20 protein-coding genes are annotated in these 20,474 nt (G+C 43.3%); 5 read left to right on the forward strand and 15 right to left on the reverse strand.

The annotated features are described in order from the left end of the window. Positions 1-18: 18 nt before the first annotated feature. The 4 genes from ACSBQP_RS11755 to ACSBQP_RS11770 form a co-directional block, all read right to left on the reverse strand. Positions 19-1,308 carry a UDP-N-acetylglucosamine 1-carboxyvinyltransferase gene (locus ACSBQP_RS11755; RefSeq protein ID WP_007497673.1) on the reverse strand — a complete coding sequence of 430 codons (1,290 nt, stop codon included), beginning with the start codon at positions 1,306-1,308 and terminating at the stop codon, positions 19-21. A gap of 246 nt (positions 1,309-1,554) precedes the next feature. Beyond that, positions 1,555-2,193: a fructose-6-phosphate aldolase gene (gene fsa, locus ACSBQP_RS11760; RefSeq protein ID WP_003215343.1), complete on the reverse strand. Its 639-nt coding sequence runs from the start codon at positions 2,191-2,193 to the stop codon at positions 1,555-1,557. 111 nt (positions 2,194-2,304) lie between these two features. Then, a complete protein-coding gene (locus tag ACSBQP_RS11765; RefSeq protein WP_007497678.1) occupies positions 2,305-3,162 on the reverse strand; it encodes a class II fructose-bisphosphate aldolase in 858 nt (285 codons plus the stop codon). A gap of 178 nt (positions 3,163-3,340) precedes the next feature. Next, positions 3,341-3,715 carry a response regulator gene (locus ACSBQP_RS11770; protein WP_003214681.1) on the reverse strand — a complete coding sequence of 125 codons (375 nt, stop codon included), beginning with the start codon at positions 3,713-3,715 and terminating at the stop codon, positions 3,341-3,343. 180 nt (positions 3,716-3,895) lie between these two features. Here ACSBQP_RS11770 and ACSBQP_RS11775 point away from each other — a divergent pair, with 180 nt between their 5' ends. Continuing rightward, positions 3,896-4,426: a DUF2529 domain-containing protein gene (locus tag ACSBQP_RS11775; protein WP_008343445.1), complete on the forward strand. Its 531-nt coding sequence runs from the start codon at positions 3,896-3,898 to the stop codon at positions 4,424-4,426. Positions 4,427-4,467: 41 nt separating this feature from the next. Here ACSBQP_RS11775 and pyrG read toward each other — a convergent pair whose 3' ends face one another. Continuing rightward, positions 4,468-6,075: a glutamine hydrolyzing CTP synthase gene (pyrG, locus tag ACSBQP_RS11780; protein ID WP_017360053.1), complete on the reverse strand. Its 1,608-nt coding sequence runs from the start codon at positions 6,073-6,075 to the stop codon at positions 4,468-4,470. 238 nt (positions 6,076-6,313) lie between these two features. Then, entirely contained in the window at positions 6,314-6,850 is a 537-nt protein-coding gene (gene rpoE, locus ACSBQP_RS11785) for a DNA-directed RNA polymerase subunit delta (protein WP_035389808.1), read from the reverse strand. Positions 6,851-7,227: 377 nt separating this feature from the next. Here rpoE and ACSBQP_RS11790 point away from each other — a divergent pair, with 377 nt between their 5' ends. Continuing rightward, a complete protein-coding gene (locus tag ACSBQP_RS11790) occupies positions 7,228-7,701 on the forward strand; it encodes a DUF2798 domain-containing protein (protein WP_227820614.1) in 474 nt (157 codons plus the stop codon). Positions 7,702-7,714: 13 nt separating this feature from the next. Here ACSBQP_RS11790 and ACSBQP_RS11795 read toward each other — a convergent pair whose 3' ends face one another. The 6 genes from ACSBQP_RS11795 to ACSBQP_RS11820 form a co-directional block, all read right to left on the reverse strand. Further along, a complete protein-coding gene (locus ACSBQP_RS11795; RefSeq protein ID WP_165379184.1) occupies positions 7,715-7,912 on the reverse strand; it encodes a hypothetical protein in 198 nt (65 codons plus the stop codon). Positions 7,913-8,044: 132 nt separating this feature from the next. Then, positions 8,045-9,187, reverse strand: coding sequence for an acyl-CoA dehydrogenase (locus tag ACSBQP_RS11800; RefSeq protein WP_435028436.1), 1,143 nt, complete (start codon positions 9,185-9,187; stop codon positions 8,045-8,047). A gap of 16 nt (positions 9,188-9,203) precedes the next feature. Next, the gene (locus tag ACSBQP_RS11805) at positions 9,204-10,316 is read right to left on the reverse strand and encodes an acyl-CoA dehydrogenase family protein (protein ID WP_165379186.1); all 1,113 of its coding nucleotides are present in this window, start codon (positions 10,314-10,316) and stop codon (positions 9,204-9,206) included. Between the two features lie 11 nt (positions 10,317-10,327). Beyond that, complete coding sequence (locus ACSBQP_RS11810; RefSeq protein WP_007497692.1) at positions 10,328-11,191, reverse strand: 3-hydroxybutyryl-CoA dehydrogenase; 864 nt, start codon at positions 11,189-11,191, stop codon at positions 10,328-10,330. A 19-nt stretch (positions 11,192-11,210) separates the two neighbouring features. Beyond that, complete coding sequence (locus ACSBQP_RS11815; protein ID WP_243824634.1) at positions 11,211-12,386, reverse strand: acetyl-CoA C-acetyltransferase; 1,176 nt, start codon at positions 12,384-12,386, stop codon at positions 11,211-11,213. A gap of 103 nt (positions 12,387-12,489) precedes the next feature. Then, the gene (locus tag ACSBQP_RS11820; RefSeq protein WP_435028437.1) at positions 12,490-14,601 is read right to left on the reverse strand and encodes a (Fe-S)-binding protein; all 2,112 of its coding nucleotides are present in this window, start codon (positions 14,599-14,601) and stop codon (positions 12,490-12,492) included. Between the two features lie 143 nt (positions 14,602-14,744). On the opposite strand from ACSBQP_RS11820, the gene cls reads away from it, so the two are divergent. From cls to ACSBQP_RS11835, 3 genes are all read left to right on the forward strand, one after another. Next, complete coding sequence (gene cls, locus ACSBQP_RS11825) at positions 14,745-15,941, forward strand: cardiolipin synthase (RefSeq protein ID WP_206114070.1); 1,197 nt, start codon at positions 14,745-14,747, stop codon at positions 15,939-15,941. A gap of 12 nt (positions 15,942-15,953) precedes the next feature. Then, entirely contained in the window at positions 15,954-16,916 is a 963-nt protein-coding gene (gene uvsE, locus ACSBQP_RS11830; RefSeq protein ID WP_269379705.1) for a UV DNA damage repair endonuclease UvsE, read from the forward strand. A 73-nt stretch (positions 16,917-16,989) separates the two neighbouring features. Further along, positions 16,990-17,244, forward strand: coding sequence for a hypothetical protein (locus ACSBQP_RS11835; protein ID WP_017360064.1), 255 nt, complete (start codon positions 16,990-16,992; stop codon positions 17,242-17,244). A gap of 30 nt (positions 17,245-17,274) precedes the next feature. Here the strand turns inward: ACSBQP_RS11835 and ACSBQP_RS11840 are convergent, their stop codons facing one another. The 3 genes from ACSBQP_RS11840 to ACSBQP_RS11850 all read right to left on the reverse strand — a co-directional run bounded on the left by ACSBQP_RS11840 (position 17,275) and on the right by ACSBQP_RS11850 (position 20,428). Then, positions 17,275-18,273 carry a S66 family peptidase gene (locus ACSBQP_RS11840; protein WP_048002975.1) on the reverse strand — a complete coding sequence of 333 codons (999 nt, stop codon included), beginning with the start codon at positions 18,271-18,273 and terminating at the stop codon, positions 17,275-17,277. A 71-nt stretch (positions 18,274-18,344) separates the two neighbouring features. Beyond that, entirely contained in the window at positions 18,345-18,587 is a 243-nt protein-coding gene (locus tag ACSBQP_RS11845; RefSeq protein WP_017360066.1) for a hypothetical protein, read from the reverse strand. A 125-nt stretch (positions 18,588-18,712) separates the two neighbouring features. Then, positions 18,713-20,428, reverse strand: coding sequence for an ABC transporter ATP-binding protein (locus ACSBQP_RS11850; protein WP_081114226.1), 1,716 nt, complete (start codon positions 20,426-20,428; stop codon positions 18,713-18,715). Between the last annotated feature and the right edge of the window lie 46 nt (positions 20,429-20,474).

The following is a 20,474-nucleotide window of genomic DNA, read 5'->3' on the forward strand; positions in this document are numbered from 1 at the left end:
CCTCTCACAGTCAAAGCCTTATGAATTTTGAAGTTCTTCTATTTCTTGGTCATTCAGCTTTTCACGCCAGATGGTTGCACCCAAGCCTTCAAGCTTCTCCTCAAGCATACTATATCCTCTGTCTATATGTTCAAGCCCTGTGATTTCGGTCACACCGTCTGCCATTAACCCTGCAACAACGAGACAAGCACCTGCTCGCAGATCACTTGCTTTGACCTTTGCACCTTGAAGCTGCGTTTGACCTGTAATAATGGCAGATCTTCCTTCCACCTTCATGTTAGCACCCATTCGACGCAATTCGTCAATGTGTTTAAAGCGGGCAGAGTAAATGGTATCTGTCACGACACTCGTGCCTTTCGCTTTTGTTAACAAAGCCGTCATCGGCTGTTGAAGATCAGTCGGAAAGCCCGGATACACAAGGGTTTTGATATCGACAGGCTTGAGTCCTTCATTTCTGCCAACGATCAGCATTTGATCGTTGCTTGTTTCAATTGTGAACCCCATCTCTCTAAGTTTCGCCGTAATTGATTCTAAATGAGTTGGGATCACATTATCAAGCACAACTTCATCCCCCATCGCTGCACCTGCAATTAAAAATGTACCTGCTTCTATGCGGTCAGGGATGATGGAATGCCTGCAGCCATGAAGAGATTCCACACCTTCGATCCGAATCACATCCGTCCCCGCACCTTTGATTTTAGCTCCCATGCTTGCAAGCAGTGTCGCTACATCAATAATTTCGGGTTCTTTTGCGGCATTTTCAATCACTGTTTTCCCTTCAGCAAGCACGGCTGCCAGCATGATGTTGATGGTCGCACCTACACTGACAACATCAAGATAAATACGGGCTCCGACTAATTTTTCAGCGCGCAAATAAATCGCACCCTGTTCGTTTGTCACCTCGGCTCCAAGTGCTTCAAAGCCTTTGATATGCTGATCGATCGGTCTAGGTCCTAAGTGACATCCCCCTGGTAATCCAATGACAGCCTGCTTGAATCTACCGAGCATGGCGCCCATTAAATAATAGGATGCTCGTAGTTTCTTCACTTTGCCATTAGGAAGCGGCATACTGATCATGGAGGCAGGATTGACAACCATCTCACCTTTTTCAAACGTGACCTTTCCGCCAATCTCTTCTAACAGATCTCGTAATGTGTCAATATCTGAAATATGCGGAAGGCCTTCAATGGTTACTGGAGAATCAGCGAGAATCGTGGCAGGAATCAGTGCCACAGCACTATTTTTCGCACCACTAATATGTACGGTCCCACGCAAGGGGTCACCGCCGGCAATGTTTAACTTTTCCATATTTGTCTCCCTTCTTAAAGAAGATCACTGTTGGAGTTATACTGTTTGTGGATGTCGCGCTTTAAAAGGTCTTGTCCAAAATTTAGCCAATATCAAGAGAAAGAATACAGGTTAAACGAAATTTGTCGGAAGAAAAATAATCGAAGCTTTGCGAGGCTGTGATGTTCTCTTCTTTGCACAAAACATTTCTTAGCGTATTTAAGGTAAACTGCGGCAAACGGATGGATATCCGTCTGCCACAATCACTTATTTATTCCAGTCTGCTAAAAATTGCTCAATGCCTGCATCCGTTAATGGGTGTTTTGTCAGCTGCTTGATGACTTTCAGCGGCATTGTGCCGATATGAGCACCTCTAAGCGCAGCTTCTGTCACATGCTGCGGGTGACGAATGGATGCAGCAATGATTTGTGTATCTAATCCATGAACATCAAAAATGGTTTTCACTTCACTAATGAGATCAAGACCATTTTGGCCAATGTCATCTAAGCGGCCGAGGAATGGAGAGACATACGTCGCACCAGCTCTAGCTGCAAGAAGTGCCTGGTTTGCACTAAAAATCAACGTGACATTTGTTTTAATCCCAAGGTCTGTTAACGCTTTGACCGCTTTAAGACCGTCTGTTGTCATTGGGATTTTAACTGTAATATTTGGTGCAATAGCAGCAAGCTCTTTTCCTTCTTCGATCATTTCTTCTGCTTTGAGGGAAATGACTTCCGCACTAACTGAACCTGATACCACGTCAGTGATTTCACGAAGGCGGTCGTGGAACGATACGTCCTTTTCTTTCGCTACTAAACTAGGGTTTGTTGTCACGCCTGCTAAAATGCCAAGCTCGTGTGCCTCTTTGATGTCTGCGATATTCGCTGTGTCTACGAAAAATAACATAACTGTGCCACTCTCCTATCAATAAATTGTCTGAAATGTAAATTTGATTGCGCTTTCTCAAGATATGGAGAAAACCGCCTGTGACTCAGGCGGCTTTCGGTTCTCATCAAATTATGCTTGGTTAGAAGAACCAAATTCACGCATTTTGCCGATAACAGTCGCTTTAATTGCGTCACGAGCTGGTCCAAGATATTTACGTGGATCATACTCTTCTGTTTTTGCAGCAAGTGTTTCGCGAACTGCTTTCGCAGAAGCAATTTGGTTTTCAGTGTTTACATTGATTTTTGCTGTACCAAGTGAAATCGCACGCTTGATGTCAGCAGTTGGGATACCTGTTCCGCCGTGAAGAACAAGTGGAAGTCCAGTTGTTTTACCGATTTCTTCCATTTCAGCGAAACCAAGGTTTGGTTCACCTTTGTATGGACCATGAACTGAACCTAGTGCAGGCGCAAGGCAGTCAATACCAGTACGTTCTACAAGCTCTTGGCACTCTTTTGGATCAGCATAAATAACGCCCTCAGCGATGACGTCGTCTTCTTGTCCACCAACAGTTCCAAGCTCAGCTTCTACAGATACACCATGGAAATGTGCAAGCTCAACCACTTTTGCAGTTGTCGCTACGTTCTCATCAAATGGATGGTGAGAAGCATCAATCATCACAGAAGTAAATCCTGCATGAATGGCTTTTGCACAAGATTCAAAGCTTGAACCGTGATCTAAATGAATCGCAACAGGAACTGTTACATTATATTCTTCGATTAACGCTTTTACCATTGCGACAACTGTTTTGAAGCCGCCCATGTAGCGTCCTGCTCCTTCAGATACTCCTAAGATAACTGGAGATTTCTCTTCTTCAGCAGCTTGTAAAATCGCTTGCGTGAATTCTAAGTTATTTAAGTTAAACTGTCCAACAGCGTAACCTTTTTCCTTTGCGTCTTTCAACATTTCTGTCATTGAAACTAAAGGCATGATGAAAAATCCTCCCTATGTAGCTAATTTGCTTACTAAAAAAAGCTCTCCACCCTAGCATGACCAGAATTTCTCGCCATATGTAAACTTTCAAAGTCAGATCGCTTTCTTCTTCTTATCTAGAATACCAATTATTCGACAAATCGGCAACAGAATGACTTGATTCAATCATTTCCATCTAGCCATTTGTTTCGAGCGGCAAGTATTCTTTGACCGCATCACGGATTTCATCAATATCAAATGGTTTAGCAAAATGCGTTAATGCACCGAGCTCTTTAGACTCTTGAATCATATCTAGTTCGCCATAAGCTGTCATAATGATCACGCGAATGTCTTCATCAATTAATTTCATGCGTTTTAAAATCTCAATGCCATCCATTCCGGGAATTTTCATATCAAGCAGGACAAGGTTTGGTCTATGGTTTTTCACAATATCTAATGCCTGTAGTCCATTAGCGGCTTGAAAGGTTTGATAGCCTTCTTTATGAAACACTTCATTCAGCAATATTCTAATACCGTACTGATCATCGACAATTAAAATTTTCTCATTCATCTGTTACACCCCATTGCTTTCATTTTTCGCCATAAAAAGAGCTGTTGTTAAATAATTCTGTTTGATTTTCACATTTCCTTTAATTATAATAGTTTACTTTACGACATTTTCTGAGCATTTTTCCTAATATTCTCTTTATATTCTATTATAAAATGATCTGACAGAAGGAGGAAATGAGTCTTGTTAAAAATTTTCACTACCCAATTATCAGGTATTTTTTCACGTATTGGAGATAAGCAGGCCGAAGCGATCGAAGACGGTGCACGCCTTCTTGCTCAGGCCGTTGTCAGTGGACATGCCGTGTATTTTCATGGCAAGAATGAACTGGCGGCTGTAGCCTTAGAGGCATCTGAGAGCAAGGAACCGTTTCCGGGTGCGAAGGTTCTGCCGCTGGATCAAAAGGAGCGCAGCTTACTTCATCCAAGTGACAGGGTGCTTTTATTTTATTCAGATCCAGAAGATCAAGAGATTCAATCCCTTGTCAAAGAGCTGCACGAACAAGGTACACCTATTGTCGGGGTCGGTCCTGCACAAAAGGAGACATCATTTATTGAAGAGCATTGTGATGTCCACATTGATTTTCAGCTCAAAAAACCACTTGTGCCTGCAGAAGATGGAACAAGGTTCGGCTATCCTGCACTGATGACCTGCTTATATGTCTACCATGCTCTATCGTTTACTGTGAAAGAAATCGTTGAGGAATATGAATAAAAAAACTGCCGAGAAGATGATATTCTCGGCAGTTTTTTGTTTTATTTTGATTCAGATGCCTGTAGTGAAGCACCAACGAAATCTCTAAATAACGGCTGTGGTCTTGTCGGTCTTGAAATGAATTCTGGGTGGAACTGAGAAGCAAGGAACCATGGGTGATCCTTCAGTTCAATGATTTCAACAAGGCGTCCGTCTGGGCTTGTACCAGAGAAGACAAAACCTGCTGCTTCCATTTGCTGTCTGAATTCGTTATTAAACTCATAGCGATGACGGTGGCGTTCGTACACGACTTCGTCATTGTATGCAGCAAATGCTTTTGAGTCTTCGTTTAATTTACAAGGGTATAGGCCGAGGCGAAGTGTTCCACCTAAGTCATCAACATCCTTCTGTTCTGGAAGAAGGTCGATGATTGGGAATGCTGTTTCTGGATCAATTTCAGCGGAATGTGCTCCCTCTAAACCTAGTACGTTTCTCGCATATTCGATAGATGCGACTTGCATACCTAAGCAGATTCCGAAGAATGGCACTTTGTTTTCGCGCGCATATTGTGTTGCAATGATTTTCCCTTCTACTCCGCGGTCTCCGAAGCCTCCAGGAACAATAATGCCGTCTACATCTTGAGCGAAATCAGCCATATTTTCTGCTGTGACTTCTTCTGCGTTGATCCATTTGATTTGAACATCCGCATCAAATGCATAGCCCGCATGACGAAGTGATTCAACGACAGAAATGTATGCATCTTGCAGCTCAACATATTTCCCTACTAGACCAATCGTAACTTGTTTTGAAAGGTTTTGCACTTTATCAACAAGCGCCGTCCACTCCGTCATGTCCGCATCTTGACAGTCAAGCTTCATGTGCTCACATACAAGCTTGTCTAATCCTTGTTTTTGTAAATCAAGCGGAATCGAATAAAGGGTATCTGCATCCTGACATTCGATGACTGCTTTCGTATCAATATCACAGAATAGCGCAATTTTGTCCTTCATGTCTTGTGCCAATGGCATTTCAGTTCTGACCACAATGACGTTTGGCTGAATACCAAGACTGCGAAGTTCTTTTACACTATGCTGTGTTGGTTTTGTTTTCAGTTCGCCTGCTGCACGGATGTAAGGAACAAGGGTACAATGAATGTACATCACGTTTTCACGGCCGATGTCACTCTTCATTTGACGAATCGCTTCAAGGAATGGAAGGGATTCGATGTCTCCTACTGTTCCACCGATTTCTGTAATGACCACATCTGCACCCGTTTCTTTTCCGGCACGGTACACACGGTCTTTGATTTCATTTGTAATGTGGGGAATAACCTGTACTGTTCCACCTAAGTAGTCGCCGCGACGCTCTTTCTTCAAAACAGTAGAGTAGATTTTACCTGTTGTAACGTTGCTGTACTTATTTAAGTTAATGTCAATGAAACGCTCGTAGTGACCTAAGTCAAGGTCTGTTTCAGCACCGTCGTCTGTAACAAATACCTCACCGTGCTGGTATGGACTCATTGTCCCTGGGTCTACGTTGATATATGGATCAAATTTTTGAATGGTGACATCCATCCCTCTATTTTTCAGAAGGCGGCCTAACGATGCAGCCGTGATCCCTTTTCCAAGTGAGGAAACAACTCCTCCTGTTACAAAAATATACTTTGTCATTTCGTATGCTCCTCTCTTTTTTACCCTTGCATGACTAGACATGCACAGCTTCATCCTTTTAGAGTGTATCCCTAAATCTCTTGAAAAATAAGAAAGCTCCCTTTCAAATAAATGAAAGGGAGCGTAAATGAACGTATCTTTACGTACTCTTTTTTAGAGAGCCCAAAATACATACTACATAGTTCGCTCTGGAAAGTCAAGACGGTTTTGTCCTGTTTTCAGGACCGGTTTGTGAGGGTTATTTGTCTTCCTCATCATCGTCTAAATCGTCTTCATCAATTTCCGTTAAGCCGTCATCATCTTCATCATCATCTTCGTCGAAGTCTTCTATCTCTTCATCGATTTCTTCATCATCTAGGTCAAGGTCCTCGTCGTCTTCAACAAGATCAAGATCTTCTTCAAGCTCGTCGATTTCTTCTTCCTCTTCAATATCATCGAAGTCTTCTTCAACGACAGCAGCTTTTGTTTTTTTCTTTTTCGCTTTTGTTTTCACAGCTGGCTGAACTTCTTCTTCGATTTGATCAACTGGATACCAGCTGCGAAGTCCCCATCTCTGATCACCTAACGAAATAAAGCGGCCATCTATATTTAAGTCTGTATAAAATTGAGCAAGTCGATCATCAAGATCAGATTTTTGTATCCCTTGCAAACGGACCATTTCATCTATTAACTCGGAAAACGTAATCGGCGTTTTGCTGTCTCTGAAAATTTCATAAGCAAGTTCAACTAAAGACATTTGTTTGAGCTGTTCCTGTGAGTATTCTTTCAAACTCAAGGTCAGACACTCCCTTTCTATTACATGTATGTATCCATTTATCAGTGAAATAATAAGTATTTATACCTTATTCTTACGACAAACCATACCTCTCATTATAAACAAATTAGGGGAGTTTATGCCACCTTTATTGATGTTAATTTTTGATTTTTTCACAAGAGGAGTCTCTAGCGGTCAATCATTTGTGCCGAATTGGCACAATTCATGTGTGAAGCACACGTTTTGCATGCTTTTTTGTCTTCTCTTTTGATGAATACAAAGTCATTTACTCTTCTTAAAAAAGGGGAATTATTCCTTCACAAAATGTTCACTTACGACGAATTGAAACAGAAATCTATAATAAATAGACTAATTTTGAGAGGTTGATCGAATTGCCAATGACAAAAAAAGAAGATATACAATTTGGTGTCTTGATGTGTTTTTGTATGTTTTCAGTGATGTTCTTTTATAACCTATTTCTAAATGGACGGCTTGGACATATGACATGGTTAGAAGGTGTACTCACCTATGTGATCGGTTTTGCCATCACGTTGTTGATTGAGATGTGTATTGTTGGGCCTTCAGCAAAAAAAGCAGCCATCCGTTTTGCACCAAAAGGCAAGAAAATCTATTTTATTCTCACTCTTTCTATCTTTATCGTGTTTGGGATGGTGTGTCTCATGTCTTTATGCGGATATGTCGTTCAAAGCATCAGCACAGGATTTCAAACACAATCGATTCTATCTGATTACTTAACGATTTTTGGTCATAATGTCATGTTGGCGTTCCCTTTGCAGATGTTGATTATGGGACCACTTGTCCGTTTAGTTTTTTTCAAATGGGTGAAATTAAAACAGACAGCAGCGGTTTAGTCGAATGGATAGGTTACAGCTGGATATTCTGAATGAGTGAAAAAACCAAAGGTACGGTGAATAAAGTGCCCGCAGACACGAGTACAATGAGTTTTCTGTGGCTGTTTTCTTTTTCTTCCTTCTTTTTTGGAGACTTTGAAAGCTCTGTGGAGACCATAATCCATATGATCATCGTGACGATTCCTAAAATGCCAATAAATGTTGTGTTCATCATGATAACCTCCATTTTGGTTCTTTTCCCAATTTTACCATAGTGATCAAGTGATATGAGATCACATTGGAGAGGATTTCACATTTGAGACAAAAACAGACCACCTCACATCAGGTGGTCTTTGCTTCGTTTCTACATATCTAGCAGTTTCCGTGAGATGACCAGCCGCTGGATTTCTTGTGTACCTTCATAGATTTGAGTGATTTTCGCATCACGCATGTAGCGTTCGACTGGGTAATCCTTTGTATAGCCGTATCCGCCGAAGATTTGTACAGCTTCTGTCGTCACCTTCATGGCTGTATCACCGGCAAAGAGCTTGGACATAGCTGATTCTTTCCCATACGGAAGCCCTTTCGTTTCAAGCCATGCTGCCTGATAGGTGAGCAGTCTTGAGGCCTCAATTGCCGTTGCCATATCCGCTAACTTAAAAGCAATGCCTTGCTGCTGAATGATTGGTTTACCAAATTGTTTGCGCTCCTTTGCGTAATTGACTGCTGCATTTAGAGCACCTTGAGCAATACCAACAGCTTGTGCGGCAATACCGTTTCTGCCGCCGTCAAGTGTCATCATCGCTATCTTAAAACCTTCGCCTTCTTGACCAAGCCGGTTCCTTTCGGGTATACGACAGTCTTCAAAGATGATTTCTGTCGTTGGCGATGAGCGGATGCCCAGTTTGCTTTCTTTTTTGCCTATTGAAAAGCCTTGCGTCTCTTTTTCTACAATAAAAGCGGTTGTATTGCGCGATGAAGCATTCTGGTCAGTAACAGCAAACACAATATAATAATCCGCAATGCCACCATTTGTAATAAAAATCTTTGCCCCGTTCAAAACGTATTCATTCCCTGCTTTTACTGCTGTTGTTTTCATTCCGCCGGCATCTGAGCCCGAGCCGCTCTCGGTCAGTGCGTATGCGCCGATCTTCTGTCCCTCTGCAAGCGGCTTTAAATATGTCTCCTTTTGCTCATCTGTTCCGAATGTATAGATCGGCCATGAGGCGAGTGATGTGTGAGCAGATAGGGTGACGCCTGTTGAGGCGCACACTCGTGAGAGCTCTTCAACCGCTATGACATAGGCCAAATAATCACTACCAATCCCCCCATTTTCTTCTGGCCAAGGGATTCCCGTTAAACCAAGCTCTGCCATTTGACGAAAAATAGCGGGATCATACGATTCTGTTTCATCTCGCTCTGCTGCTGTTGGCTCCACTTCATTTTTCGCAAAATCTCTCACCATTTTTTGTATCATTTCGTGTTCGTCACTTAATTGGAACTGCATCATGAGTCACCTCACTTCATATTAGCTGTTTACAAATAACCAGCCTTTGTATTTCACTTGTTCCTTCATAAATCTCACAAATTTTCGCATCACGAAAGTACCGCTCTGCTCGGTATTGCTTCGTGTAACCGGCTAGACCAAGCAAATGGATGACTTCTGTACTAATATCAACCGCTGTTTTAGATGCAAATAACTTCGCCATCGACGCTTCCTTCGTGACAGGGCGATTGGCTTCTTTATAAGAGGCGGCTTGATAGACAAGAAGTTTTGCCGCTTCCAGCTTGGTGCCCAGATCGCCCAACCGAATGGTCGTTTCAAGGCCAGCTGGATGCTGCTTTAAATACGTGACCGCCTCAGCTAAAGCGGCTTCTGCAATACCAAGGCTTTGAGCCGCAATGCCAATTCTCCCCGCATTTAAGCTAGACATGGCAATCCTAAAGCCTTCTCCTTCTGCACCGAGCAGCTGTTTTTTTGGAATTCGAACACCGTCAAAATGAAGTGTGACTGTTTTTGATCCATGCAGGCCCATCTTCTTCTCATCTTTTCCGATCGTAAATCCTGGTGTCCCTTTCTCCACAATAAACGCTGATATATTTTTCTTAGCAGAAGTAGGGTCTGTCACGGCAAATACAAGATAGACTTCCGCTTCACCGCCGCTTGTGATAAAAATTTTCGTTCCATTTAACACATAGTGATCGTCTGAGCGCTCTGCTTTCAACTGAATACTAGAGGCATCTGATCCTGCCTTCGGTTCAGTTAGACAAAAGGCGCCCAGCTTCTGCCCGGACGCAAGCTTGGGAACGTAGGATTCTTTTTGTTCAGTCGTTCCAAACGCCAAAATCGGCATCGTCACAACAGATGTATGAACGGATACAATGACACCGATGGTTGCACTTACTTTGGATAATTCATGAATCGCCAAGATATAGGTTGTGAAATCTGCCCCTAATCCATGATACTTATCTGGGATTGGAATGCCTAAAAAGCCTTGCCGACCCATTTCAGCTAAAAGCGTTTTCGGGAACACGCCCTGTTCCATCGCTTCTATTTCAGGGAATACATGCTGGCGTGCAAATTCTGCTACTCGTTTTCTCCAAAGACGTTGTTTTTCTGTCAGCAACACATCCATCTTGACTCCCCCTATGAGTGGTCGTGGTAAGTGTAAAAACCTCTCTTTGTCTTTTTGCCCAGCCAGCCTGCGTTCACGTATTTTTTCAAAAGAGGACAAGGTCGATATTTGCTATCTCCAAGACCCTCGTGAAGGGTATTCATAATAAATAAACAAGTATCGAGCCCGATGAGGTCGGCGAGACGAAGAGGGCCCATTGGATGGTTCATTCCAAGCGTCATGATGCCGTCAATACTTTCTACATCTGCCACGCCTTCATAAAGGGTATAAATGGCTTCATTGATCATCGGCATCAAAATGCGATTTGACACAAACCCAGGGAAGTCTTCCACTTCAATTGGGGTTTTGTCTAATGTCTTTGCGGTGTCAAAAACAAATTGGTACGTGGCATCATCCGTTTGTAGCGCACGGATTACTTCCACAAGTTTCATCACGGGAACTGGATTCATAAAATGCATGCCAATCACTTTCTCAGGCCGTTTCGTCACGGCTGCTAATTCTGTGATCGACAAGGAAGACGTATTTGTCGCAAATATCGTGTCATCAGGTGCAAATTGATCGAGGGTTTCAAAGATTTGTTTTTTGATCTTCATTTGTTCAGATGCGGCTTCAATCACTAAATGCGTCTGCTGTACATCCTTTAAATCTGTTGAAACAGCCAGTCGCTGTGTAATATCACGGACTGCCTGATGTGCCAGCTTTCCTTTTTCTGCTCGTTTCGTCAGTTGTTTGGTCATAGAGGAAATGGCTCGATGAATCTGCTCCTCTTCCGTATCATGGAGCAGGACGGTATAACCTGACTGTGCAAATACTTGGGCAATACCCGAGCCCATTTGACCAGCCCCAACGACCATGACGGTCTCTTCTATACTCATGACAATGAACGCCTCCCTTTTAATCCACCTTGATCATGATCGCATCACCTTGACCCCCGCCGCTGCAAATCGCCGCAATGCCGATCCCGCCGCCTCTTTGTCTGAGTGCATGGATCAAGGTCAATATAATACGTGTTCCGCTTGCTCCAATCGGGTGACCAATCGCGACTGCCCCTCCGTTCACATTCATTTTCCGCCGATCCAGTCCAAGCATTTTTTCGCATGCCAATGCAACCGCTGAAAAAGCCTCATTGATTTCAAACAAATCAATATCCTCTACTCGCTTCCCTGTTTTCTTTAACACTTTTTCGATGGCATAGGCTGGTGTTTTCGGAAAGTCCTTTGCCTCTACTGCTACTTGCGCATGCCCAAGCACAACTGCCAGAGGTTTTTCACCTTGCTGCATGGCGTATGTGTCTTTCATTAATAGAAGCGCACTTGCACCATCATTGACACCCGGTGCATTGCCAGCGGTAATCGTACCTGCCTGATCGAAAACGGGCATCAGTTTTGACAAACGTTCATATGACGTATCACGCCGCGGGGCTTCATCTTCTGAAATCAGCTGATCACCTTTTTTATTCTTGACGGTAACGGGGATGATCTCATTTTTAAAAAAGCCGCTTTTTTGCGCCTCAATGGCTCGTTCATGACTTCTTAACGCCCAAAGGTCTTGTTCTTCTCGTGTAATGTCAAGCTCTTTCGCCGCCATGCTTCCATACTCACCCATATGAACACCTGTAAACGAACAGGTTAATCCATCTAAAATCATGGCATCTTGTACAGCACCATCTCCCATTTTGTAACCCCATCGTGCTTTTTTCAGAAGATAAGGAGCATGAGACATGGATTCCATGCCACCTGCCACGATCACATTGGCATCTCCCGCTCGAATGATTTGATCGGCTGTCGTGACACTGCGCATTCCTGAAGCACAGACTTTGTTGATGGTTTGCGTCGGAACCGACCAAGGAAGATCTGCATGTCTAGCTGCCTGTCTTGAAGGAATTTGACCTTGTCCTCCTTGAAGGACACTGCCCATGATGACTTCATCCACTTCATGGACATTTGAGGCTCTTTCCAGCGCAGCTTTTATCGTCATCCCGCCTAATTCTGCAGCAGTCAAACGACTTAAAGTTCCACCTAGTTTTCCAAATGGTGTTCTCGCTCCAGATACAATGACCGTCGTGCTCATTTCTTTCCCCTCCTTTTTGTTACCGCTTACATAAATGCTAGACAGTTCATAAAATATCGGTGTCCACTGGCCGATGAACAGTCGATCCATCGGCCTGACACCTTTATGAAGCCTGCGTTCTCGTTTCGCCAAACACTGATTTTTCAAGAAGTTCTGCGACATCAAATGTGCCGACCTGCTCTTCTACTTCCTTCGCTTTCGTCCCATCCCCAAGCATGGTTAAACAATATGGGCATCCTGAGCTGATGATGGACGGCTGTACCTGTAAGGCCTGCTCCGTTCTCGCTGTGTTAATCCGAGTACCTGTCTCTTCTTCCATCCACATTAAACCGCCGCCGGCACCGCAGCACATCCCGGATTCACGATTCCGTTCCATTTCTTTCAGTGTCACACCCGGAATGGATTTTAATATATCTCTTGGCGGATCATAGACCTCGTTATATCTGCCTAGATAGCAAGAATCGTGGAAAGTAATGACTTCGTTCACTTCATGAATAGGCGTTAATTTCCCCTCTTTTACTAGCTCTGCCAGTAATTCTGTATGATGGTACACCTCTGCCTCGAGCCCAAAGTCTGGGTATTCATTTTTAAATAAATTGTAAGCATGCGGATCGATCGTGACGATTTTGGTTACGTCATTTTTTTGAAATTCTTCGATGTTCTTTGCAGCAAGTTCTTGGAACAAAAATTCATTCCCAAGTCTTCTCGGTGTATCGCCTGAGTTTTTCTCTTTATTGCCTAGGATGGCAAAAGAAACCCCTGCTTCATTGAGCAGTTTTGCGAAGGCAAGAGCAATCTTTTGGCTTCTATTGTCATATGCACCCATCGATCCAACCCAGAATAAATAGTCGAAGGTCTGATCTGCTTTTTTCAGCTCTTTCACCGTCGGTACGTGCACATCTTCTCTTAGTTCACGCCAGTTTTCTCTTTCTTTTCGGTTCAATCCCCATGGGTTCCCTTGTCGCTCGATGCTTGTCATCGCACGCTGTGCATCTGCATCCATTTTTCCTTCTGTCAGCACTAAGTATCTGCGCATATCAATGATTTTGTCGACGTGTTCGTTCATGACAGGACACTGATCTTCACAGTTTCGGCATGTCGTGCATGCCCAGATTTCTTCTTCTGTAATGACCTCACCAATGAGAGAAGGATGATACATTGCGCTCGCCGCAGATTCTTCCGCTCCAGCTCCTCTTGCCTGCATCGCCAGCTGATTTCCTGTCGTCTGCTTGAAAGCAAGCTGCGGAACCCACGGTGTCTTTGAAGTAATGGCAGCCCCTTTATTTGTTAAATGATCTCTTAATCGTAAAATCAAATCCATTGGAGACAGCATTTTCCCCGTCCCTGTCGCCGGGCACATATTCGTACAGCGCCCGCACTCCACACAAGCGTAAAGATCGATCAGCTGAGATTGACGGAAATCTTCAATTTTCCCAACGCCGAACGTTTCTTGTGTCTCATCTTCAAAATCAATTTTTTGCAGTTTGCCTGGCGGGTCCAATCTGCTGACAAATACGTTGACCGGGCCAGCGATGAGATGGGCGTGCTTAGACTGCGGGACGTACACTAAGAACGTCAGTAAAATAAGAAGATGCACCCACCATGCGACATAGAACACAATTGTTGCTGCAAGTGGTGAAAGCCAGCCCAGCAAGAAAGCAATGCCGGAAGCCATTGGCTCAGTTGCTGATAGTGAGTGCCCATGCCAAATGATGTTCATTCCGTTTCCCAGTAATACGGTCAGCATCAATCCGCCAATAAACAAAAGGACAAGCCCTGATTTAAAGCCCCTTTTTAAACGGACTAACTTCTCGACATATCTTCTATGGAACGCCCAAACCACCGCCACTAAAATGAGAAGTGTGACTACCTCTTGGAAGAACGTAAAGACACCGTAAAGCGGACCTAATGGTAGCCCGCTGTCTGGAACAAGTCCCTTCATAATAAAATCAAGGGCTCCGAACTGCACTAAAATAAATCCATAGAAAAACAGCACATGAATGATGCCGCTCTTCTTGTCCTTCAGCAGTTTCTTTTGCCCAAACACATTCACCCAAACACGTTCTAAGCGTTTTTTCATGTCTTTTTGAAATTCTTCTTTTTTGCCAAGACGAATATACGCCGCTCGTGTTCGAATGAGATAAATAAACAAATACACAGCGTAAGCGGTCACTGCCGCAAATGCAATCAAGTTAACAATTAAAAGGCTATTCATCTTGCTCCCCCTTTCATTCCCCAAGACCCACTTTGTTCCGTTTCCATGTTGTACCTCTATCATAAATAATGAATGAGTATTCAGTCAATATTTTTTGCCCATTTGGGTACACTATCGTCATATGTAAAAAAGGAGGAACCTTCATGATCGCATGGATCATTTTACTCGTCGTCTTCGTCATTGTTCTACTCGTCAGGCTAGATCTTTATATAGGGAGAAAATATTTTTCTACCCATGCTTTTGAACGGTCTTTTGACCAAACAAGCGGCGATGCAGCCTTTTATCATGATGGCGAACCACTGTTTGATCAGCTTCTTACGGATATACAGCAAGCCTCTTCTTCTATTCATATGATGTTCTTTATTGTAAAGAACGACAAGATTGGGCAAAGGATTCTGCAAGCACTTAAAGCGAAAGCAGAGCAAGGTGTTTCGGTTTTTTTGCTCACTGATCGGTTAGGCTCCTATTCATTTGATCAAACATCCATTCAGATGCTAGAAAAAAGCGGCATTCAATTTTACTTTTTAAATAAACCACGTTTTCCTTTTTTCATTTATCGTTTGAACATGAGAAATCACCGGAAGATCACGGTCATCGATGGGAAGATCGGCTACATTGGCGGGTTTAATATCGGCGATGAATATGTAGGGAAAAACGGTAGGTTTGGCATTTGGAAGGACTATCACCTGCGCATGACAGGACAGGTTGTCGCAGACCTCCAGCATGTGTTTCTGAATGATTTGTACCGCTCATCTGGTATTCAACAGCTGCAATACGAGGTTTTTCCTACACTGGAACCGGGAACATTACAGTGCACAACACGTGCGACGGCAGGTTTTTCTTTAGAAGCCTTATTTCTTCACGATATTCAACAGGCGAAAAAGCAAATCACCATCTGCACGCCCTATTTTATTCCATCTGCTCCTCTTCTAAGCGCCCTTCTTGACGCACGGAAGCGAGGCGTGACTGTCGACATCATCATCCCAATGAAGGCGGATCACCCGCTTGTGAAAGAAGCTGGATTTCATTATTTGAAGGATCTGATCGCTGCTGGATGTCTTGTGTATCGTTTTTATAAAGGGTTTTATCATGCGAAAGCCATTCTCATCGATCATAGCCGTTGTATGATCAGTACGGCGAACTTTGATAAACGAAGTTTGTTTTTCAACGAAGAAGTGGATGTGGCCATTGATGATCCCGCCTTCACCTCACATGTAGAGGAAAAGATTCGTGAACACATGGAAGTGTCAGAACTGATGACTGAAGAAAAATACAAACAGCGCCCACTTCTCACGCGTCCAATTGAGTGGATAGGCGCCCTGTTCTCGTATTTTTTATAAAGGAGTTGACCTATGCGTTATCGATTTGGTTATGTATCCAACGCCGTCACTTTATGGGAAGCTTCACCTGCCAAGTCGCTGACCTTTGCAAGATACAGTAAACTCTCAAAGAAAGAGAGGACAGAGGCTCTATTGCGAACGACGAAAGCCAACCTCGTCAATACATTAAGAACACTTTATTTTGCGATTGCCCATGATATTCCGCTTTACCGTTTTTCAAGCTCGATTGTCCCGCTCGCCACCCATCCTGAGGTGCGGTGGGACTTTGTGACACCCTTTCGCAAAGAATTTCTAGAGATTGGTCAACTCGTAAAGCGGCACGGATTACGAGTGAGCTTTCACCCCAATCAATTTACTTTGTTCACAAGTCCAAAGCCATCTATTACAGAAAACGCCGTCATTGATATGACCTATCATTATGAAATGCTTGAGGCCATGAAGCTTGAAAAGGAAGGCTATATGAACATTCATGTCGGAGGTGCATATGGCGACAAAGCATCCGCTTTACAGCGTTTTGATGACAATATAAAGCAGCTGCCTGCACATATCAAAGCGAGAATGACGCTTGAAAATGATGACAAAACCTATACGTCATTAGAAACGCTTAATGTTTGTGAAAAGCATGGCATCCCGTTTGTATTTGATTACCACCATCACATGGCAAACAAAGATGATGATGCGGCACTTGATGACATTCTGCCAAGAGTGTTTGACACGTGGGCAAACACTGGCATACCGCCTAAAATTCACTTATCCTCACCAAAATCAGAAAAGGCGATACGAAGCCATGCGGATGGAGTGGAGATGTCCTTTGTATTGCCACTTTTTCAAGCTTTAAAGCCGTATGGTCGTGATGTGGATTTTATGATTGAGGCAAAGAAAAAGGATCAGGCTTTGCTCCGTCTTGTTGAGGAGCTGTCAGCGATCAGAGGCAATCGGCGGACGGGCGGAGGCACCATTGAGTGGAAATCGTAGAGAAAGGTTTACCTCTATCACAACGGGGGTAACAAAGCTATTGTGAGAAAGTATTTAACAGGAGGATATGAAGATGTCACAAATCTATTCAATCCGAATTGCTGCGAAAGCATTGAATTTACATAAGCTTATTTCTCTATACGAAAAGTGCCAGCACGCTCAGCATCGTTTATATGTATATTCTAAAAAAACAATGTGCAACATTAAGAACATCGTAGAGCTAGAAACCTTTAGGCTCACTCATTTAGAATCAGACTATTTAATCGTGGTAGAAGGAAAAGAGGCACAAGACCTTCTACAGCCATTTGAAAAAGAACATGCTTCGTAAAGAAGAGCAGCATTAGGGCTGCTCTTTTTTCTATATCCACGCTTCTGTCAGCCAAACCTCTCCTGACGTTGCATTCATTTTTACTTGTGTACCGATTGGCATCGTGAGCATCGGATGCGTATGGGCACTGTCAAATTCTGCAATGAGCGGCCTCTTTGTATCTCCCAGTACTTCAAGTAAGAGATCGTGCGGCCTTTTGCCCGTCCCTTCATCATCAAACAGCTCATGTTTCCCTAAGAGGATACCAGATACCCGTTCAAACACACCATTTATCTTTAACAGAGAGAAGTTCTTTTCGACGGTGGAGGCGGTTTTCATACAATCTTCAATGAGAAGGATATCGCCTTTTTGGATTTGAGGCATGAATTCACTTCCCCATATGCCATACATGGCATTTAGGTTCCCGCCGATCAGTCTACCTTCTGCCTGCCCTTCAATGACGCACATCCACTCGTTTGGACGTTTTTCTTTGTCTCTTATTTTCTCTTCCCAGTTGATCCGTTCGTCCGTCCAGAAGGGCGGTTTTTTCACCTGATATGGGATGGGCTGCGGATGAATGAGAATATCCTCGAAAGATTGATATGTATGATCGACAAATGGTTCAAACTCTCCAAAAGACGGCACAAGTGCAGGCCCGTAAAAAACAGGCAGGCCCGTTTTTTCATAAGCCGCTAAAAGAATTGCCGTCGCATCTGAATAACCAATCATGATTTTCGGATGCTTTATCAGCAGCTCAAAATCAAGATAAGGCAGCAAACTATTCGAGTTCGTCCCCCCAATCATCGACATGATACAGGACAAATCTTCTCTCGCCATCAGCTCATTCAGCTCAGCTGCTCGTTCTTGAATCGTTCCCGAACGATAGTGATCCTCTTTCCCTGTTAATGATCCTGGTACCACAATGAATTCTTTTTTTTCAAGCCATTCCTTCGCCCGCTCATACCTAAGAGGCGAGGTGGAAGATGCTGGACTTGAGGGAGAATAAATACCTATTTTATCGCCCTTCTGTAAACGCCGAAGCCCCTTCATTCCATCAGATCCTTCCTACACGAGTTTTTACTATCCTAGCAAAAAAAGCCCTTTTTCAAAAGGGCTCAGATTTAATATAAGAGCTTAAACAGCCCAAACAATATGACAGCAAAACTGATGGCCAGCATCACAAATATCTTTTTTCTGCTCAGAGAACTATCTATGACGTTCACTCCAGTATTGATGCCAAACAAAATCATTCCCACATAAAAAAAGACTGGATTGAGTCCAGCGGGAATGATTAAGATAAATAAGCCAACGAGCGTCACGTAGTGAATGCTTTTGATCATGACTGTTTTTGCCGTTTCACTCAAGCCATCCTCTCCTTTTGAATCCAATTGCCTTATAGTATATCAACATTCCATTTAAATGGAAAAGAAGATTTTATCCTATCAAAAAGAGCCCAGCTTAATAACTGGACTCATTCAATCACTTCTCTTCAATGACCAAACTGCGCTTCGTGCAGTCTGCTGTATACACCGCCCATTTGAATTAAATCTTGGTGACGGCCTTGTTCTTGGGTGCCTTCCTCTGTCACGACGATGATTCGGTCTGCATGTTTAATTGTCGCAAGGCGGTGAGCAATGACGAGTGTCGTCCGGCCGACTGCCAGTTCGCTTAGTGCGTCTTGGATTGCTTTTTCTGTTTCTGTATCAAGTGCTGACGTCGCTTCATCCAAAATAAGAATAGATGGGTTTTTCAAAAACATCCGTGCAATTGACAGACGTTGCTTTTGACCGCCGGATAGCTTAACACCGCGTTCACCAATGACCGTATTCAACCCTTCTGGGAAACGCTGAACGAGCTCCTCTAAATGGGCACGTCGCACCGCCTCCCAAATGTCTGCATCACTCGCTTCTAGGTTACCGTACGCAATGTTTTCACGAATGGTGCCTGAGAATAAAAAGACATCCTGCTGCACAATGCCAATCTGCTGTCTTAAAGAGGACAAGGTCATCGATTTTGTGCTCACACCATCTATGGTGATGTCTCCTTCGTCCACATCATAAAAACGAGGCAGCAGACTACAAATGGTCGATTTCCCCGCTCCTGATGGCCCGACAAACGCAACAGTTTCCCCTTGTTTGATCTTCAAGTTGATATCCTTCAATACATGACTGTGCTCATCGTAGCCAAATGTCACGTTTCGATACTCAATTTCACCTTTCAAGCCGTAAATATCACGTGCTCCTTCTGTATCCTTCACATCTGGCTCTGTTTCAAGCAAATCGACATAGCTTTTAAAACCGGCAATGCCTTTTGGATACATTTCAATCACCGTGTTGATCTTATCAATTGGTCTGAATAACACATTTGTGATCAAGACAAAGGCGATAAATCCGCCTGCCGTTAATTGACCTTGAAGGACAAACCATGTACCTGCCAGAAGGACAAACAACGTCACAAGCCTTGTGAGAATATAGCTGATTGATCCGTTAACCGACATAATTTTATAGGAAAGAAGTTTCGCTTTTCGAAAGCGGTTGTTGTTTTCAGCAAAGCGCTTTTTCTCAAAATGTTCATTTGCAAAGGCTTGAACAAGACGAATACCGCCAATATTGTTCTCAACCCTTGCATGAAAATCTCCAATGTCATTGTTGAGTTGTGTAATTGCCTGTGTCATTTTTTTATTAAAATGAAGGGCTAACCAGATGATGACTGGCATAATCAAGAAGGTTAAAATGGCAAGCTGCCAGTTAATCATGAGCATGACGGCAAAGGCGCCAAGAATGGTCATAATCGCAATAAACAAATCCTCAGGTCCGTGATGCGCCACCTCACCAATATACATGAGGTCATTTGTCATCCGTGACATGAGTTTGCCTGTTTTGTTATTATCGAAAAATTTGAAGGACAGACGCTGAAAATGATCAAACAGCTTTTTTCTCATATCTGTCTCAATATTAATGCCAAGCATGTGCCCCCAATACGACACGATAAATTGCATCACTGAACTGAGCGCATAAATAAAAAACAACGCAAGTGCGGTCCAGGCAATGACCGCCCAGTTCCCTGTCGGCAGTAATGTATCAATGAAGTAATTCACGATGAGCGGGAAGCCCAGTTCCATGAGTCCAACGGCAACAGCGCAAAAGAAATCTAAAAAGAACAGACCGCGATAGGGCCTGTAATAGGCAAAAAAGCGTTTTAGCATATGTAAAAGAACCTCACTTCCTCTATAATTGATAATCATTTTCAAT

The sequence above is a fragment of the Bacillus sp. G402 genome, assembly GCF_051172515.1.
GTDB lineage: Bacteria > Bacillota > Bacilli > Bacillales > Bacillaceae > Bacillus > Bacillus altitudinis.

Coding starts and splice junctions, on each gene's coding strand:
- ACSBQP_RS11765 (WP_007497678.1), bottom strand. CDS start 3,162: ATGCCTTTAGTTTCAATGACAGAAATGTTGAAAGACGCAAAGGAAAAA.
- ACSBQP_RS11840 (WP_048002975.1), bottom strand. CDS start 18,273: ATGAAGGGGCTTCGGCGTTTACAGAAGGGCGATAAAATAGGTATTTAT.
- pyrG (WP_017360053.1), bottom strand. CDS start 6,075: ATGACAAAGTATATTTTTGTAACAGGAGGAGTTGTTTCCTCACTTGGA.
- ACSBQP_RS11755 (WP_007497673.1), bottom strand. CDS start 1,308: ATGGAAAAGTTAAACATTGCCGGCGGTGACCCCTTGCGTGGGACCGTA.
- uvsE (WP_269379705.1), top strand. CDS start 15,954: ATGCGTTATCGATTTGGTTATGTATCCAACGCCGTCACTTTATGGGAA.
- ACSBQP_RS11835 (WP_017360064.1), top strand. CDS start 16,990: ATGTCACAAATCTATTCAATCCGAATTGCTGCGAAAGCATTGAATTTA.
- ACSBQP_RS11770 (WP_003214681.1), bottom strand. CDS start 3,715: ATGAATGAGAAAATTTTAATTGTCGATGATCAGTACGGTATTAGAATA.
- ACSBQP_RS11815 (WP_243824634.1), bottom strand. CDS start 12,386: ATGAGCACGACGGTCATTGTATCTGGAGCGAGAACACCATTTGGAAAA.
- ACSBQP_RS11800 (WP_435028436.1), bottom strand. CDS start 9,187: ATGCAGTTCCAATTAAGTGACGAACACGAAATGATACAAAAAATGGTG.
- ACSBQP_RS11850 (WP_081114226.1), bottom strand. CDS start 20,428: ATGCTAAAACGCTTTTTTGCCTATTACAGGCCCTATCGCGGTCTGTTC.
- cls (WP_206114070.1), top strand. CDS start 14,745: ATGATCGCATGGATCATTTTACTCGTCGTCTTCGTCATTGTTCTACTC.
- ACSBQP_RS11805 (WP_165379186.1), bottom strand. CDS start 10,316: ATGGATGTGTTGCTGACAGAAAAACAACGTCTTTGGAGAAAACGAGTA.
- ACSBQP_RS11795 (WP_165379184.1), bottom strand. CDS start 7,912: ATGAACACAACATTTATTGGCATTTTAGGAATCGTCACGATGATCATA.
- fsa (WP_003215343.1), bottom strand. CDS start 2,193: ATGTTATTTTTCGTAGACACAGCGAATATCGCAGACATCAAAGAGGCA.
- ACSBQP_RS11810 (WP_007497692.1), bottom strand. CDS start 11,191: ATGAGTATAGAAGAGACCGTCATGGTCGTTGGGGCTGGTCAAATGGGC.
- ACSBQP_RS11820 (WP_435028437.1), bottom strand. CDS start 14,601: ATGAATAGCCTTTTAATTGTTAACTTGATTGCATTTGCGGCAGTGACC.
- ACSBQP_RS11790 (WP_227820614.1), top strand. CDS start 7,228: ATGACAAAAAAAGAAGATATACAATTTGGTGTCTTGATGTGTTTTTGT.